Here is a 16,558-nt window from a genome sequence, read left to right as displayed (position 1 = left end):
CATCATTATTGTTGTGTTCAAGCGCTAAGTTTTGTGCAGACTTAAGCTTGCTTTGATATTCGTTGCTGGCTTAGCTATCGACAGCAACGCGATGACTTAACGATAATCAATGAGGTTATTAAAGATGTGATTTACGCCAGATAAAACCGCTTAAAAAAAACACGTTAATTTAATCAATAAACTTCGGCTACAAAGGTCAAAAGCAAACATCAAAAGCATGTTTTCGTGAGGTAGGTCCTATCATTTATAGGATTTATGCACATTTATCTGAGTATTTATGGAAATTAACTGTATGAAATGATGTGACTAACATCGCAATTACATCACTCTTGCTCTTTATCCCTTACAAAAAATAAGGAATAAAGGCGTGGAGATATCAGGATCACAGATTTCATAAGATTTTCTGCATACACTTTATCAATTATTTGCAGTATTGAGGCAGTTGATATGCAATTGGGTCATTGCAAGTTTGATATCGACAAAGGTGAGCTGATCAATCAGGAAAGTGGCCTGGTGTGGCATCTTCCCAGGGCAGAGTTACATGTACTGACATTATTAGTCGAGTACCAAGGCAAGGTGGTTGCCAAACCCTTATTAGAGTCAGGCCATGAAGATGATTCACATTTTAGTTCTGCTTCAGTTGCCAGAGCTATTTTTACATTACGTTCATTCCTTGGACCGCAATATGAAATCCTTATCGAAACAGTAAAAGGCCAAGGTTACTTGCTGAGGCACCATCGCGCGCGTAAAGAAATCGACGTTAAACGGGGACGTTTTATTATACGACCATTACACGCTTTGCTGGTGGTTATAGCACTTGTTGGCGTATTGCTAAGTTTATGGTGGTTTAGTCAAATTGGGTACTCCATTAGCCCGACTATGCCGCTGAGCATGAAAACGGTGAGCTTAGATTCTGGTCAGCAAGTGGAGGTGATTTTATATTCGCCATCAAACACCAATAATGAGTTATTGATTGACCAAGGACAACAGCTTACACAGAGCTTACTCGGTTGTACTGATACCGTATGGGATAGAGTTTTTTTATCGTTATCCCATGATAAACAAGTATTGAATATTACTTTTAGAGGTGACTATTTTGGTCAGTCAATTATCCGTAATTTAAAAATTAGCGACTTGCGCCAACCTAAGCGATTTATCAACCCAGAATGGCTTGAACAAGTGAATATCTGCGATTCTTTACCTGTGAGGCTTGCCTCTTCTCATCGGACTCAGGGGCGTTAACATAATGGCACGAAAAGGATTATGGTTAATTAATATAGTCATTCTGGTGTGTTTACTGGCCAGTTTTGGGGCTATTTACTCGTTAACATCTAAGGCGCCTAACTTTATGTTGAGCTGTAGTTCTGAATTGTTTAACCATCAAGTTGGTGCAGCAGACAGCGATCATTACTTGTTGGTCGATTTAGTCTCTAAAGACGGTTTGGCGCAAATTAACTATCGCTATTATGACTTAGAGGGTAATTCTGCTGGCACATTAGCGATGAGTGGTAAAGTGAATCGAATTGATGCTCAAAGGCAAATGTATGATATTTCAGTGACCACTAAACAAGAATATTTAGGAAATAAAAGTCTCGATATACCAGAACATTATGCGTATTTGTCATATGTTAGCGGCATAAATTTAAACAAAAATGGCATGCATTCATTAAGTCTTCAGGTGCTTGAACGCGATGAAGCTAAAGATTATGCCGTGGTATTATTTCAACCAAGTAATACTGTATGCGGGTGTCGTTTAGTGCATTAATTTATGCCAACAAAAAGGTCGATGCAATGCATCGACCTTTAACGACATACGCTACGCTAATCATGTCGTTTTTCTACTGTGTTATAAGTTATGTAGAACAATAGAACAATAGAACAATAGAACAATAGAACAATAGAACAATAGAACATTAGTTCAGCCAGAAAGTAAATTGCTATGCTTTAACTGAATGTAACGTTACTTGCTCTGCTTCAACTTGAGGCTGAAATCTAGGTTGGGTTTGAGTTAACTCACCCACAGGCAAAATAGTACGGCCGTATTCGGCATTCAATACTTGTGCCATGGCAAAGTAAATGGCACTGGCGCCACAAATAATGCCTTCAAATCCTGCAATGGTGCCGAGTAAGGCATTACCGGTAAAGTCGCGAGCAGCAAGCAAGAAAAACAATACCGTCAGTGAGGCAAACACAAACTGTTTGGCGCGCGGGTAACGTAACGATCCGACAAACATAAAGGCGGTAAATGTGCCCCATAATGTTAAATACCAACCCATAAAGTGTGCCGGACTGGCCGCAATACCCATGTTGGGCATTAAAATAATTCCAACTAAGGTTAACCAAAATAAGCCATATGAAGTAAATGCCGTGGTACCAAAAGTATCACCACGCATAAAGCACATCATACCGACAATAACTTGACCTATGCCACCATAGAAAATTCCCATCGCGAGGATCATCGAATCAATTGGAAAATAGCCAGCATTATGAATATTGAGCAGTATGGTGGTCATACCAAAGCCCATTAACCCTAATGGTGCAGGATTCGCTAATTTTGTAGACATCGTGTTCCCCTAATGGAAAGGTTTAACGGCTAACATGACGTTGCCGAAAGTTAATCTGTACCCTTATTGGGTAAGGCGCGCATTTTAGATAAAGCGTCTATGGGTAGCAATAAGCCACAATGGGGGGAGTGATATTCATCGTGGAATGGATAATTCACTTAATAAACAAAAGCTTATTTTTGTTTTTTTGCTGTAAATATTTTAAAGATATAGATTATAAAGTGATAAGTTATTTAAATTCAATGAGATACCGAAAGCATCTCTGGCTAGTGTGATATTGTTCAAGGCGTTGCTACTGTTGTGATAAGTATCAAAAACAGCACGTTTCTACTCTTGATTATGACTGTTAAGCGATGACTAATGAACGCTAATTTGTGATATAAGCAGCACTAATTGATTAAGTTTGTATCAGCCTGCAAAAGCAATATTTACTATTAATTAATCAACAATACTCATTTTCTAGCTCATCAAAGCCAGCTTAACGCCACTCAAATTAAGCCATGGGCAAGTGAGTTAACATCTAAGCTAACATCAACCTATTTGGCCTATTTCATCTCAACGTTGTTATTGATTATCTTTCACACCAAAATTAACGTTTTTTACGTTACTGTTGAGCGTCTTTAGCTCATTTATGTGATTTGTGCCCCAGACCACAGACTAAATTTCTAGTGATCGTTAATCTATAGTTAAGGGTTAATTAACATACATCAATAGGCCAAACTCACTTTGGTTTATTTATTATCGGAGGTTATATGCAGCATAAGTTTATTACGACGGTATTAGGTACTTTACAGCCCAATCTTTTGCAGTCACTTGCTCAAGTTAGCCGTGATATAGGTGCAAGTTGGGAAACTAGCAAAGTGATTAAACTCGACGGGCAATTTGTTGCAATGATGCGAGTGATGATTGATGTCGATAAGGAAGCTGCATTAAAACAAGCGTTAGAGCAGCAATTTGGGCAATTAACTTTTGTCTATGCTGAGTTTGAACATGAATCGATTCATTTCTCTGCAGAGTGCAAGATTACTTTAGATTGCAGCGATCGTTCAGGATTAACTCATGATATTAATGAAATATTAGCAGACCTTGACGTGAGTGTAGATCATCAAGAATGTTATCGTGTGCAAGTAACCAGTTTAGGAAAGACGGTATATAGCTCTAAAATGACCTTAAGGCTCCCGGAGAATGTCACCATTGCGTTGTTAATCTCTCAACTTGAAACCTTAAGCGATAATATTCGTATCGATGTAGGCAAGTAATTTCAAGTTGGGATAATAAGTGTTTATTAAACCGTTGTTGGCTGCCCGATAAAGATATTTTTTATATTTGCTTATGTATCCATCCGGTAATCCGAGTTAAGGCTAAGCCAAATGCTAACCTTAGCTTATTGTTTCGATGATGACATAAAAATTAACATCAATATCGATGGCCGTTAAAAGGATTGTGGTTCACTGAACACCACTTTATTTCTGCCACTGCTTTTGGCTTGATATAATGCGGTATCAGCAAGGTCGATAGCTTGCTCTATCGGTATGTTCTGGTCGTTGAGTTCAACCACCCCAAAGCTGGCGGTAACATTAATTTTCTGTTCACCAAAAGGGATGGGAGTATGGTTAATTATTGCTCTTAATCGTTCGGCGACATTTATTGCATCTTGGTAATGGCTGCGGCCAACTAAAATAACAAACTCTTCACCGCCCATGCGGCCAATCAAGTCGTCTTTTTTAATGTGCAGCTTAATTAACTGGGTAATGCTAATCAATACCTGGTCGCCACCGGCATGACCAAATTGGTCATTAATCGCTTTAAACTTATCGATATCCCAATAAATAAGGCACACGTGTTGTTGCTGCTTTTGCAGTTCGAGCATGGTTTGTTTGGCTTGGATGTAAAATCCACGACGATTTAAGCAATTAGTCAGTAAGTCTGTCATTGCCAGTAACTTCATTTCTTCGGCTAAATCAGACGCCAACATATAAATGACAAATACTGACATACCAACATAAGCTGCAGGTAGGGCGGTAAAGTTAACGATGGCGTACCATTTTATCAATTCTACATCCATATCTTTGCCTTGCGCCAAGGCAATGCTAGCGGCAATAAACAGACATACGGCAAAAATAAAATGTAACGCAGATGCGCCAATTTCAGCTGGGCGAGACTTGATACGATGTTGAATTATCACCACGCTAGTAATCATTAATAACACGACATCAATGTACAAATACAACGACATTCTCAGGCCTAGGTGTGGACTTATGTAGGTAAAGTAATAAGTTAGCGCCATCCCAAACACACCAAGACTTAACAGTGTCGCAGGATTTATTTTGGTGTTGGTGCGTAAGCAATGTCCCCAAGTACCGAGTAATACAGACAACATGGAGACGCTGCAACCGATCATCCAATATAGATTATGAGAAAGAAATAAGCTTTTAAATAAGCTATTAGCCCAAAGCACGCTAGAGGCTAAAAAAGACAATGAAAACATCAGCGCATATTTTTGCTTGCCCATGGTCTGCCAAGTCATTAAAAATATAATGGACAGTAAAATACTAGAAAAAAACAAGGTGATTAAAATATACGTAAAGGGACTTTCCATAAGGTTAATTCCTAGCGTATGGCCCAATAGTCAGTGAACCGAATAGAATGCGTTGTACGCTCAAATAAAGAGAGTCGGGTTTGTTGCATAATCAATCATAAGGAGGGGCAACAATGACTACAGCGTTGGTAAACTGTAGACGTCAATAGCAAGCTTAGCCAATCGTAAAACAACAATAGCCTTTAGGTGGTCAATTAATCTTCGATTAGTGGTTTTTTACTAGGGTAAGTAGTGTAATGGCCTGCTCGGTTAGCGCTTCGGTATAGGGGTTTATTTTGAAATGTTCCACACTCCAGCCTTTGACAAAACGCTGAAAATCAGCCCAGGCGACACAATATAGTGGCTGCCATGCCTGTTGTACATCAAGTGGATTGAGATGAGGATGAAACTCAGTGAGTCCTTGTGCCAGAGCAACAAAGTAATGATCAAGATAGTCATTAATTAAGCTTTCTGGCTCGTTATAGTTCAAAACACTGCTTAGTAACATGACCACGTCTTTCATCCCGCAGCCTTGACCAATATATTGAAAGTCTACCGCCGCAGCGCGATCATCGGTACTAAAACAAAAGTTAGCTAATTTTGCATCACCATGGACTAGGGTTTGGTATGTCACTTGTTTCAGGGTTTGGTCAATAAGATGAGCCGCGGACTTAAGTGGACTGTCGGCTAAAGCCGCTAACTCGTCTGGTCGTGTATCTAAATGCCAGTATGTACCAATAGGCCAAAGCTCTTTTGGCTCTACGTGCATGTATTTAGCATGAAAATGCCCTAACCACGTTAAGCACGCGAGTACGGTGGCAGTTGTGGCGGTTTTTCTAACTTGGGTAAACCCCAGGGTATGCAAGTCCTGTAATACTAATAGGGTTTCATTGGCTTGTTGGTCTACATATAAGTAACGCGGCACTGGGCAAAATGAATTAAGTGCGTGTGCATTAGCATAGTGTTGATACCAATTAGCTTCTACTTGATATGACTGTAATTTACGGTGATGCGATAGCGGCGTGTTCCACCCTTTAGGGTGCGATGCAGGTTGAGGGAAGCAGATGTATTTTACGATAACAGACAGATAAGGTTTGCCCGTTACATAGGCCCTAAATAGCTGGCCGTAACCACCCCATAGAGGTTGTATCGACTCGATATGAGTTATTGCTGTCGCGCCTATTGCATGACTAACACGTTGTAAAATACTGTCTGAAATGTTCAACGTTGTCTCAAAAAAAAGTATGCTTGGATAGATTATAACAAACTTTATGCGTTCATTTTAGCGTCTGATAATTGTCAGCTAATATAATGAATAAGGGTTGATTGTAGTAGGTTGGTATTGCTGTTAGCTATTTTGAACTCAGCAAAATACACAGTGACAGAAACCCCATTGAATTGATTATAAAGATAATTATATTAGCTGCTTACGTTAAATTATTTGTGGTAATATGCGGTCGATTTTTATTTCAATGTCATTAAGGAACAATGATGTACAAGATATCTCTTTTAGCCACAATGATGTGTGCGGTTTTAGCTACCCCTGTTTTTGCCAATACAGATATGGCCTCAGATCGCACCGGTTTTTATATCGGCGGTGCAATAAATAAAACAGAATTAGGGTCTGGTGATAGTGACAGTTCTGAATCAGCAACAGGATTCGGCGTTTATGGTGGTTATCAGTTTAACGATTGGTTTGGTTTAGAAAGTAATTTTTTTGCGGCCGATGTAGGTGAAGACGATTTTGATATCGTAGCAGGTGCACTAACGTTTGCCCCCACATTTACTGCGCGTTTCAATGAGACATTTTCGGTTTTTGTTAAAGTAGGTGTGGCATCAATGGCGGTTGTTGTTGATGGTTATTATGATGATTTTACGGCTTCTGGTATTGGCTTTACCTATGGCGTTGGGATTAATGCCGCATTAACTGAAAACCTTAACCTTCGTTTAAGCTACGATATGAGCAAAGGCGATCTTGATATTGATGAGTATGGCTATGTTGATGATATTGATGCTGAAATTGAACAATTAGCATTGGGTTTACATTACCAATTCTAATTATCAGCTCGAAGAATGCTAAAAAATAAGGCTACCAACGGGTAGCCTTAATTGTTTTACGCTTATAGTGTAGGACGATGTAAGTCGAAACGCTGCTCATCTGAAATACCATAATAAGCCGATGGCCCACCAGCACGTAATACTGGCTCTGCTAATGCCGTTTGGTAAATCCCCTCTGGGCTGAGTAAATATTTTTCAATATGTACAGCCACGACTTCACCCAGCACTAACCAACTATCGATTTTATCGCCATTAGCCGTCGTTAGCTGAATGCATTGCGACAGTTTACACTCAAAGCTAACTGGACTTTGTGCAATGCGATCTGCTTTAACAATATTACCTGCAACTGGGGTTAATCCGGCAAATTCAAACTCGTCAGTACCGTGAGCTAATGGCGCCGAGGTTTGGTTCATTTGCGCGGCTAAACTGCGGGTTGTTAAATTCCATACAAATTCGCCGGTTTCAACAATATTAGCCACGCTGTCTTTCCAGCCAACACTAGCAAAACCAATAATGGGTGGATCGTAATTAAAGCAGTTAAAGAAACTATAAGGCGCCAGGTTTCGATGGCCTTGGGCATTACGAGAAGCAATCCAACCAGGGTAAGAGCATGAAAATTCACTTGCCAAAAATAACCTTTTCAAGGTAATCGGTGTTGCGATTGGCTTTCATTTGTTTTGCTCTTACTCCTTTCTTAAAGCTTGTCTCTGACTGAAGACGATTCACTGCAACATGCCTAACACCTGCCATGATTTCCGGTGCACCATTACGTCGGATACGACAATCATCTTCTTTCATTCCAACATCAAGTTTCCAGTGCAATCCATTTTCGATACTCCAATGCTCTCGGGCACTTGCTGCCAACTCTTCTGCCGTTAACGTGGCTGAACTGATGTAGTATCTAAAATTTAACGCTTTGGATACTTTGCCTTTTTCTTTTCGATAAGAAATGATCACCCCAACTGTCGTTAACATTGGCCAATCTGCCGCTGCGGGGATTTGACTCATGTCATTGGTCACAATACAGCACCGGTACTCTTCTCTATTTCGTTGGTAATCCGCTTCCTGAAATAGCGTTCCATCCTGACACTGTCGGCTGATTTCTGGTCCTAATAATTTCTCTACCTGGGAAAACAACATAGGCTGATTGCCTTTAAGTGCCAGCAGATAATTCGCTTCTTTATCCAAAATTTTCTGAGCTATCGCTTTCTGACATCCCATGGCATCGATGGTGACTAGGCAACCTTTTATTTCTAACAAGTCAAGCAGCACTGGGATGGCGGTTATCTCATTGGATTTACAGTCGGTTTTCTGCTGTCCAAGCACCACACCATTTTCACAAGCAAATGCGCTCACCATATGAATGGCATCCTTTCTATCAGACTGATTAAATGAACCTTTTAATCTTTTTCCATCAATAGCAATCACTTGTCCAGCAGTGACCTGGTGGCACTCTTGCATCCATTTAGAGAAGCAGGATTGAAACGTACTCATATCAATAGTGCTGATAACCCTCGCTATCGTGTCATGTTTAGGAATACCATTTTCAAAAGAGACAAATTTGCGTAACCAATCGAGACGGTCGTGTCCAAAATCCTCAATTTCTTCCCAGCCTTGGCATCCAGCAATCACTGCGCTGAGGGTAAGGAATAGGATATCAAAGAGTTTATGGACAACTTTACCTTGTTGACGGGGGTCATCAATGTTTGAAAAGTACTTGAATAGCTGTAGTTGCGACATGGGTTAACTTACTTCTTACTAAAAAGAAGTATAAGATCACAAACTTAAGTCAAGGTAAAGCTTCGTGATCTTGCCCTGGCAATCCAACCAATAGGACGCGGGCCAATAATGGCATTCAGCGGATTATGTGGTAGACCATGACCTTTGCTAGGTTCATAAAAATAGCGATTATCAGTGCTCATATCTTACCTTTTTATATTGTGGAGCTTGTTATAGCGATATCAAATATTACGATGGTTTAATTAAATAGATCTATTTAATCGATCAATTTCTGAATTAACATAATAAGTAAATATTACCACATCAATTATGGTATCAGTGCCGTCCACAATAAGCGTATACCTACCACTATCATTAAGCTTAGGATGATTTTTTTAAACTGTTTTTCATCAAACTTATCTTGAATGCGCAGCCCCAGTTTTACCCCAAGCCATGCGATAGGTGCCAATGATGCTGAGACTAATAAATTACTCAAGTTAATTTGCCCTAGCATGCTGTAGGGAATTAACTTCACAGCATTCACAACCGCAAAAAAAACTACCGCAGTGCCTAAGTATTCTGTTTTAGCCAAACGCAGTGGGATTAAATAGGCATTTAATGGTGGTCCACCTGCATGGGCTACAAAGCTAGTAAAACCGGCAATGGTGGCGCAAATTTTCCCCATGAGCGAGGAGGGTTTACGTTGTGACCACTCGCCTAAGGTGAGGCCATAAATACCAAAACCTAATGAAATCACCCCAAGTAACCCGCGTAAGTATTGTTCATTAAGTTGGTCAAATAACAGGTAAGCTATAACAATACCCATAATAGCTGCAGGCAATAGTATCCATAATTGTGCTGTGTTTTGTTTCCCCCACCACGAACGCACACTTAAAAAATCCATATAAACCAATAATGGTAACATCACGGCAGCCGCAGCCGCAGGGCTAATCGCTAATGCTAACAACGGCACGGTTAACCCGCCGGCACCGCCAGCAAAACCTGACTTTGACATACCTGTGATTAATACAGCTGGAATAGCCACTAACCAAAATAATGGATCTGTTAACACCGATGCTCCCGCGCAAATCATTATTGGCAATGACTATTAGCTAATTAGAATGGATCATTTGAAATATTAGGCAGAGATAATATCACTGCCTAATGGTATATAGTCAGCTAGTGAATAGAATATTTAGGCTCAACTTAGATTAATATATAGGCTATTGAGTTAAAGTCAGAATATTGGATCTATGAGAGATTTTAATCGATGGTAAATACACTATTAGTGAAAGGATAACATCGCGATGATCACACTGAGTGAATGGCAACAGCAGGGGAAATTTGTATCAATTAACGGCCAGCAGATTTTTACTCGTTGTTCGGAAAATTGTCAGGCGCCTGTATTATTGCTTATTCATGGTTTTCCTAGCGCCAGTTGGGACTGGGAGGGCATGTGGCATCAACTTACCCAGCATTATTACGTGATCACTCTTGATATGTTGGGCTTTGGATTTTCAGATAAACCCAAAGCCGCACGTTATTTGATCTCTGAGCAAGCTGATCTTTATCAGGCATTATTACAACAGCTAGGCGTTAGCCATTATCATATTTTAGCTCATGACTATGGTGATACGGTCGCGCAAGAGCTGCTAGCAAGGCAAATTGATGGCGGCAATAATATGCACATCGCAAGTGTCTGTTTTTTAAATGGTGGCTTATTTCCTGAAACTCATAAACCAATATTAATCCAAAAATTATTACTGTCACCACTAGGGCCTTTAGTATCTAAATTGATCAATAAACAAAAGTTTGCTGCTAATTTACAGCACATATTTGGGCCATCGACACCACCAACGCCAGACGTTATCGATACTCTATGGCAATTACTAAATCACAATAATGGTTTGTCAGTGATGCATAAGCTGATTGGTTATATGACCCAACGGCAGCAAAACCGTGAACGTTGGGTTGGGGCAATGGTTAACAGCACGATACCGATAAAACTGATCGCTGGCGCGCTAGATCCGATCTCGGGTCAACATATGATCGATCATTATCGCCAATTGATCCCTAATGCCAATATCACCACCATGCCAACCTTAGGTCACTATCCGCAAGTGGAAGATGCTCAAGCGATGACTACGGCTTATTTACAGTTTAGGAGCCGTGTTAATGAGCCATAAAATATCAGATGTGACCACTTCGCTATTTATTACTTTGATAGGATATGTGCTTTATCATGCCAATATCGCGGGCGCTAAAATCCGCTCATCGCTGATATTTTAAGGGTGACCATAACAAAACTATTATGGGTAATGATCGATTTATAATAATCGATTTTAATTTAGAAATGTGGCTTTAACGCTCTATCGTGATGAAAACTAGCCAATTTGATTCGGTTTTATTCTTAAAAGCGTCATTGCTTGATATCCTATTGCAATATAACGTGATAATTTACAAATGAATGGAATTCACATCGTTAATGGAGGAACAATGCTGGCATTTTTGATCGCTCATGAAAATACGCCCTTTTCAATTGCACTGGTAATTGTTGTTATGTTGGGCATATTTGAACTAATTGCAATGATTGCTGGATTAAGCATTTTTAGTGCATTAGATAACTCGTTATCGGCAGATCTTGATGCTGATGTTGATGTTGATACTTCGGTCTCTGTAACCGGAATGACAGGCTTATTAGGCTGGCTGTGTCTTAATCGTTTGCCACTACTTATTTGGCTGGTATTGGCATTAAGTAGCTTCGCTATTACTGGCTATGTTATTAATTTTATAAGCCTACAAATCTCTGCTGAGCTGCTTACAAGACTTATTGTGGTACCTATCGCATTAATTATTACGTGTATTTCTAGCCATTTCCTCGGCAATGCTATTGCCAATATCCTTCCTAAAAATGAAACGTCGGCTATTTCTGTTAATGCTTTGGGTGGCTGTGTCGCGACGATTACTCAAGGTCGCGCAGTTAAAGGCAGGCCGACAGAGGCAATGGTGCGTGATGAATTTCAACAAAAACATTATGTATTAGTTGAACCAGAAGACGTGGGGGTTGAATTTGTCCGTGGCGTGGAAGTTGTACTATTAGCTCATAAAGGCAAGGTGTGGACTGCCGCACGAGTTAGATAACTTAAAAAATGACTCTATATTCTCAAAAATAATGTCATTGTGATGACATTATTTAATCACTCTGTTGTATTTAAAAGGAAATTAAATGGAAACGTTAATAAACTTTGATTCTGGAAGCGGCTTTATCTTGTTAATTGCTGGTCTAGTAATGTTAGGTTTAATAATCATTGGGCTTATTTTTGCTAAATTATACAAACGAGCCTCCAAAGAAATGGCATTTGTACGTACCGGTTTTGGCGGGGAAAAAATTATTAAAGATGGTGGCGCGATTGTGCTACCAGTGTTGCACGAAACCATCTCAGTCAATATGAACACCTTACGTATTGAAGTTGAAAAAACGCAAAAAGACGCGCTAATAACTAAAGACAGAATGCGCGTGGATGTTAAAGCTGACTTTTACTTACGGGTCGCGCCTAATTCTGAAGGCATCTCAATGGCAGCGCAAACACTAGGCACAAGAACTAACCGCGTCGAAGAGCTGAAAAAGCTTATGGAATCAAAGTTTGTTGATGTGTTACGCGCGGTTGCAGCTGAAATGACCATGACCGAAATGCATGAGCAAAGGTCCGATTTTGTACAGCGAGTGCAAAATAATGTCGCCAATGACCTTGAGAAAAACGGTTTAGAACTTGAGTCTGTTTCACTTACTGGTTTTGATCAAACTGAATTGCAGTTTTTTAACGAAAACAATGCATTTGATGCCGAAGGTCGTGCGCGCCTAGCTAAAATTATTGAAGAAAAACGTAAAGAAACCAATGATATTCAGCAAGAAAACCGCATAAAAATAGAGCAGAGAAATCTTGAGGCTGAAAAAGAATCCTTAGAAATTGAAAAGTCTGAAGAAGAAGCTCGCCTTATTCAACAGCAGTCACTTGAATTTAAACGTGCAGACCAAAAAGCAGAGATCATTAAGCAGAAAGAAAATAAAGCCCGCGAAGAACGTGAGGCTGAAATTACAAAAGAGCGTGCTATTGAAACCGCTCAAATTGAAAAAACCAAAGATATCGAAACCCGTGAGATTGAAAAATTTAAGTCTATTGAGCAATCTCGTATTCAGCAGCAGCGCGATATTGAAGTGTCTGAGCAAGAAAGACGCATTGCGGTAGCGGCAAAGTCGGAAGAAGAGTCGGCAGCACGCGCTCGTGCAGCTGAAGCTGAAAAAATCAAAGTCGAGAAAGAAGAAGCGGTGATTACTGCGCGTCAAACTGCCGAAGCTAATCGTCGTAAAGACATCGAAGTGATTGACGCCCGTAAGGAAGCTGAGCGCGATGCCGTGGGGGTTACCGTTAGAGCTGAATCAGAAAAACGTGCCGCAGAAGACAGAGCCAGCGCCATTTTAATCGAAGCACGTGCAAGTGCCGATGCTAAGAAGCTTCAAGCCGAAGCCGATGAAAAAGTGTATGCAGTAGAAGCGGCAGGTAAGCAAGCCTTGTACGAAGCTGAAAACGTACTGCGCGACGAACAAATTGCACTGCAAAAGTCATTAGCGATATTAAAAGCCTTACCGGAAATTGTTGCTCAATCGGTTAAGCCTCTTGAAAATATCGAAGGCATTAAAATTTTACAAGGTTATGGAACTGGCAATCAGTTTGGCACGAGTGGAGGCAATCAATCTCAAGGTGGTATTGCTGAGCAAGTAACAACGGCGGCCTTAAATTACCGTGCTAATGCACCAGTGGTTGACGCCATGCTGCGCGAATTGGGACTCGTAAATGCTGAATCAGGTAATTTAAATGATCTCCTGACAGGTAATAACGTGCTGACATCTGAAGCCGTTGACGTGATTAAATCAGCAAAAGCTGGATTTAAAGTTGATGAAGTCATCCCTGGGGTTAATCCAGCCCAATAAGTTGAGTTATTGCAGTGAAATCATAGGCTAAATAATGGCGTTGTGTTTACCTAACTCTCTTAACAATAAAAAGCGTCAATCGGCGCTTTTTATTTCTTAAGCCGCTCATTATCTAAACTCTGGTATATAAAATGGATTAACCTAGCAGGCAAAAAATCTTGATTAAAAGGTGGATATCAACTCGCGCAAATGATTGATGCCCCTGAATGAGTACGTTGTCAGTTGTGCTTAACGGGTGAGTAATATTGGCCGCAGATTATTAATATGCAACACTAAACCATTAACAACAAGGTAATGCGACTTATGAGCACAGCAATAGATTATTACTTTACTAGCCTTTCTCCTTACGCTTATTTAGGCCATAACACTTTTACTTCGTTGGCTAATCAGCACAACATCGCTATTAATTATAAGCCTATTAAGTTGGCAAAATTGTTTGGGGTATTAGGTGTGTTACCCGTAAAGCAACGGCCACAAGCCCGACAAGATTATCGCTTAATTGAACTTGGCCGTTGGTCCAAAAAACGTGATTTAGCCCTTAATCTACATCCAGCTTTTTTCCCCGCAGATCCAAGTTTGGCCGATCGATGCGCTATTGTGTTGCAGCAAACAGAACAAGATGTTGGTGAGTTTATCGGTAAGGTTTTAGCAGCATGTTGGGCCCAAGAGCAAAACATCGCCGATACAGCCGTTATCCAGCATATCCTCACTTCAATTAATGTCGATGCTGACAGTGTATTACAGCAAGCGCTGTCAACCAGCATCGATGTAATATATGAAGCTAACACGGTCGATGCTATTGAAAAAGGCGTATTGGGCGTACCCACTTACATCTACCAAAATGAACCATTTTGGGGGCAGGACAGAGTAGACTTGTTAAATGATAAGCTGAGCGAGTCACTTGATTAGATGAAAACTCAACGTAAACATTGCAATGTCTATTCACTGCAATGTTTATTGCTACAACATAGTTAGTCAATGATAACTAGCTATTTAAAATTATATCCTGAATGATAAATTCGGCGGTTTGCTTGGTATTTATTTGTGGTTTTTGGAATAAATAACCTTGCATATAAATAGGCGCAAATTGACGTAAAAAAAGTAATTGCTCTGTAGTTTCAACCCCTTCAGCCACAACATCAATATCTAATTTATGCGCAAGGTCTACAATACTCTGGTAAATACCAGCACTCTTTTGATCTTTACTGGCATCGTGTAAAAAAGATCGATCAATTTTAATCTTGTCTACGTTGAGCTGTTTTAATCGACTTAACGACGAGTAACCAGTACCAAAATCATCAATCATGACTTTTATACCAAGCGTATTTAGCGAATCGATTCTATTGATCGTTTCTGTAAAGTCGGCAATTAATGAGCTTTCTGTGATCTCTAATTCAATCTTCACATGACTATATTTAGAGATAATATATTGTGTATTGATAAGAAAGTTTATATCCAAAAACTGTCTCGCAGACACATTAATAGCGATAAACTGATCGGGTTTTAAAAAGTGATTACAGCTTGCTAATGTCGTTTTTAGTAGCCACTTAAAGAACTCCTCAGACACACCAATATCCTCTGCCAACGAGATGATCAGTTCTGGATTGATGAGAGTGCCATCTAAGTTCCAGCGCGTAAGAGTTTCATAACCTTTAATCTTTCCAGAGAGTAGACATACGATAGGTTGATAGACTAAATACAATTGCTCATTTTTAATAGCTTGTTTTAATTGCGAAGACAATCGATAGCGTTCCGTTATTTTTTGTCCTATTTCATTGGTGTAGTAACACGCGGTATCACGCTTATTACGTTTGGCTTCATACATTGCACTATCAGCGGCTACTAATAAAGCTTGAACTGAATCTCCATGTTGTGGTGAAAGGGCGACACCAATACTAAACCCCGTGGAAATACTTCGGTCATTGATATTGAAGGGAGCGTGCTGACAGCTTTCGATTCGATTAATTAAGGCCTCTATATTGGCAGAACCTTGCGGAAATACACCAATGATTAAAAACTCGTCGCCACCTAGCCGAGCCGCAGTTTCATCGTGTCTCACTACTGAAGCAAGTCTTTTTCCAACCTTTTCAATCAGTAGATCACCGGCATCGTGTCCGTAGGAGTCGTTGATATCTTTAAAATTATCTAGGTCTATGAAAATGACACACACAGTTAATGGTGATCTATTAGCGCGTTGTAATAATTTTTCTAAATGGTATTGAGCTAAGCTGCGGTTAGGTAGACCTGTAAGTGAGTCATAATATGCATGTTGAGAGACTTCTTTATTAACCTCTCTTATATCCAGTACACGCCTTATTCCGTAAATCGTTGCAACTATTGCTATCCATAGAAAGCTAAAAATAATTTCATCCATCTCCCAGTCTTCATGACTACGGGTAAATAAATACACAGATTCGACCAAATCAATTTGGAATACAAAAGAGATAATGACCATCATAACAATGAATAGTGTTCCAAAAAAGAAATCGACTCTAGCTCGTCTTTTCATCCGAATGCTTGATTTAGTTTCTGTTTCTAGACTGCGTAAATCCATTCAATATCCTAAGGTAATGGGCTTGAGTTAACAATACGCTTACTTTATTAACGGTGATACAACAATATTGCTGGTGCAAAATTAATTATTAGAGA

At 39.9% G+C, this 16,558-nt stretch carries 15 protein-coding genes and 1 pseudogene; 8 read left to right on the top strand and 8 right to left on the bottom strand.

The window, feature by feature from the left end:
* The first annotated feature begins 447 nt into the window (after positions 1 to 447).
* Both EGC82_RS20150 and EGC82_RS20145 read left to right on the top strand, forming a co-directional pair.
* On the top strand, positions 448 to 1,242 hold the full coding sequence (locus tag EGC82_RS20150) for a winged helix-turn-helix domain-containing protein (protein WP_124732333.1): 795 nt from the start codon (positions 448 to 450) through the stop codon (positions 1,240 to 1,242).
* A 4-nt stretch (positions 1,243 to 1,246) separates the two neighbouring features.
* Entirely contained in the window at positions 1,247 to 1,765 is a 519-nt protein-coding gene (locus EGC82_RS20145; protein WP_124732332.1) for a hypothetical protein, read from the top strand.
* A 172-nt stretch (positions 1,766 to 1,937) separates the two neighbouring features.
* Here EGC82_RS20145 and EGC82_RS20140 read toward each other — a convergent pair whose 3' ends face one another.
* On the bottom strand, positions 1,938 to 2,564 hold the full coding sequence (locus EGC82_RS20140; protein WP_124732331.1) for an acetate uptake transporter: 627 nt from the start codon (positions 2,562 to 2,564) through the stop codon (positions 1,938 to 1,940).
* 752 nt (positions 2,565 to 3,316) lie between these two features.
* On the opposite strand from EGC82_RS20140, the gene EGC82_RS20135 reads away from it, so the two are divergent.
* Entirely contained in the window at positions 3,317 to 3,823 is a 507-nt protein-coding gene (locus EGC82_RS20135; protein WP_124732330.1) for a glycine cleavage system transcriptional repressor, read from the top strand.
* A gap of 173 nt (positions 3,824 to 3,996) precedes the next feature.
* Here EGC82_RS20135 and EGC82_RS20130 read toward each other — a convergent pair whose 3' ends face one another.
* Positions 3,997 to 5,163 (bottom strand): GGDEF domain-containing protein, encoded by a 1,167-nt coding sequence (locus EGC82_RS20130; RefSeq protein WP_124732329.1) that lies wholly within the window; start codon positions 5,161 to 5,163, stop codon positions 3,997 to 3,999.
* Between the two features lie 205 nt (positions 5,164 to 5,368).
* Positions 5,369 to 6,367, bottom strand: coding sequence for a phosphotransferase (locus EGC82_RS20125; protein WP_124732328.1), 999 nt, complete (start codon positions 6,365 to 6,367; stop codon positions 5,369 to 5,371).
* Positions 6,368 to 6,633: 266 nt separating this feature from the next.
* Between EGC82_RS20125 and EGC82_RS20120 the strand changes: the two genes are divergently transcribed.
* Complete coding sequence (locus EGC82_RS20120) at positions 6,634 to 7,200, top strand: porin family protein (RefSeq protein ID WP_124732327.1); 567 nt, start codon at positions 6,634 to 6,636, stop codon at positions 7,198 to 7,200.
* 62 nt (positions 7,201 to 7,262) lie between these two features.
* Here the strand turns inward: EGC82_RS20120 and EGC82_RS20115 are convergent, their stop codons facing one another.
* The 4 genes and pseudogenes from EGC82_RS20115 to EGC82_RS20100 form a co-directional block, all read right to left on the bottom strand.
* Entirely contained in the window at positions 7,263 to 7,829 is a 567-nt protein-coding gene (locus EGC82_RS20115) for a flavin reductase family protein (protein ID WP_244212500.1), read from the bottom strand.
* A complete protein-coding gene (locus EGC82_RS20110; protein WP_124732326.1) occupies positions 7,819 to 8,940 on the bottom strand; it encodes an ISAs1 family transposase in 1,122 nt (373 codons plus the stop codon). The genes EGC82_RS20115 and EGC82_RS20110 overlap by 11 nt, the downstream gene beginning before the upstream one ends.
* Positions 8,941 to 9,017: 77 nt before the next feature.
* Positions 9,018 to 9,122 (bottom strand): annotated as a pseudogene (locus EGC82_RS20105) (flavin reductase family protein); the annotation flags it as partial.
* A 125-nt stretch (positions 9,123 to 9,247) separates the two neighbouring features.
* Positions 9,248 to 9,991, bottom strand: a complete 744-nt coding sequence (locus EGC82_RS20100) for a sulfite exporter TauE/SafE family protein (RefSeq protein ID WP_124732325.1) — start codon at positions 9,989 to 9,991, stop codon at positions 9,248 to 9,250.
* Positions 9,992 to 10,226: 235 nt separating this feature from the next.
* Here EGC82_RS20100 and EGC82_RS20095 point away from each other — a divergent pair, with 235 nt between their 5' ends.
* The 4 genes from EGC82_RS20095 (at position 10,227) to EGC82_RS20080 (ending at position 14,818) form a co-directional block, all read left to right on the top strand.
* Positions 10,227 to 11,105 (top strand): alpha/beta fold hydrolase, encoded by an 879-nt coding sequence (locus tag EGC82_RS20095; RefSeq protein ID WP_124732324.1) that lies wholly within the window; start codon positions 10,227 to 10,229, stop codon positions 11,103 to 11,105.
* Between the two features lie 310 nt (positions 11,106 to 11,415).
* Positions 11,416 to 12,060, top strand: coding sequence for an OB-fold-containig protein (locus tag EGC82_RS20090; RefSeq protein WP_124732323.1), 645 nt, complete (start codon positions 11,416 to 11,418; stop codon positions 12,058 to 12,060).
* 85 nt (positions 12,061 to 12,145) lie between these two features.
* Positions 12,146 to 13,909, top strand: a complete 1,764-nt coding sequence (locus EGC82_RS20085; protein WP_124732322.1) for a flotillin family protein — start codon at positions 12,146 to 12,148, stop codon at positions 13,907 to 13,909.
* A gap of 303 nt (positions 13,910 to 14,212) precedes the next feature.
* The gene (locus EGC82_RS20080; protein ID WP_124732321.1) at positions 14,213 to 14,818 is read left to right on the top strand and encodes a 2-hydroxychromene-2-carboxylate isomerase; all 606 of its coding nucleotides are present in this window, start codon (positions 14,213 to 14,215) and stop codon (positions 14,816 to 14,818) included.
* 76 nt (positions 14,819 to 14,894) lie between these two features.
* On the opposite strand, the gene EGC82_RS20075 is transcribed toward EGC82_RS20080, so the two are convergent.
* Complete coding sequence (locus tag EGC82_RS20075) at positions 14,895 to 16,463, bottom strand: putative bifunctional diguanylate cyclase/phosphodiesterase (RefSeq protein WP_124732320.1); 1,569 nt, start codon at positions 16,461 to 16,463, stop codon at positions 14,895 to 14,897.
* Positions 16,464 to 16,558 lie beyond the last annotated feature (95 nt).

Origin of the sequence: Shewanella livingstonensis (assembly GCF_003855395.1) — a bacterium.
Taxonomy (GTDB): Bacteria; Pseudomonadota; Gammaproteobacteria; order Enterobacterales; family Shewanellaceae; genus Shewanella; species Shewanella livingstonensis.
The sequence above is the reverse complement of the archived record's forward strand: the minus strand, read 5'-3'. Positions and strand labels throughout refer to the sequence as shown.

What these genes read in the sequence shown, in the direction of transcription:
- EGC82_RS20150 (WP_124732333.1), top strand. Translation starts at nt 448, where the DNA reads ATGCAATTGGGTCATTGCAAGTTTGATATCGACAAAGGTGAGCTGATC.
- EGC82_RS20145 (WP_124732332.1), top strand. Translation starts at nt 1,247, where the DNA reads ATGGCACGAAAAGGATTATGGTTAATTAATATAGTCATTCTGGTGTGT.
- EGC82_RS20140 (WP_124732331.1), bottom strand. Translation starts at nt 2,564, where the DNA reads ATGTCTACAAAATTAGCGAATCCTGCACCATTAGGGTTAATGGGCTTT.
- EGC82_RS20135 (WP_124732330.1), top strand. Translation starts at nt 3,317, where the DNA reads ATGCAGCATAAGTTTATTACGACGGTATTAGGTACTTTACAGCCCAAT.
- EGC82_RS20130 (WP_124732329.1), bottom strand. Translation starts at nt 5,163, where the DNA reads ATGGAAAGTCCCTTTACGTATATTTTAATCACCTTGTTTTTTTCTAGT.
- EGC82_RS20120 (WP_124732327.1), top strand. Translation starts at nt 6,634, where the DNA reads ATGTACAAGATATCTCTTTTAGCCACAATGATGTGTGCGGTTTTAGCT.
- EGC82_RS20110 (WP_124732326.1), bottom strand. Translation starts at nt 8,940, where the DNA reads ATGTCGCAACTACAGCTATTCAAGTACTTTTCAAACATTGATGACCCC.
- EGC82_RS20095 (WP_124732324.1), top strand. Translation starts at nt 10,227, where the DNA reads ATGATCACACTGAGTGAATGGCAACAGCAGGGGAAATTTGTATCAATT.
- EGC82_RS20090 (WP_124732323.1), top strand. Translation starts at nt 11,416, where the DNA reads ATGCTGGCATTTTTGATCGCTCATGAAAATACGCCCTTTTCAATTGCA.
- EGC82_RS20085 (WP_124732322.1), top strand. Translation starts at nt 12,146, where the DNA reads ATGGAAACGTTAATAAACTTTGATTCTGGAAGCGGCTTTATCTTGTTA.
- EGC82_RS20080 (WP_124732321.1), top strand. Translation starts at nt 14,213, where the DNA reads ATGAGCACAGCAATAGATTATTACTTTACTAGCCTTTCTCCTTACGCT.
- EGC82_RS20075 (WP_124732320.1), bottom strand. Translation starts at nt 16,463, where the DNA reads ATGGATTTACGCAGTCTAGAAACAGAAACTAAATCAAGCATTCGGATG.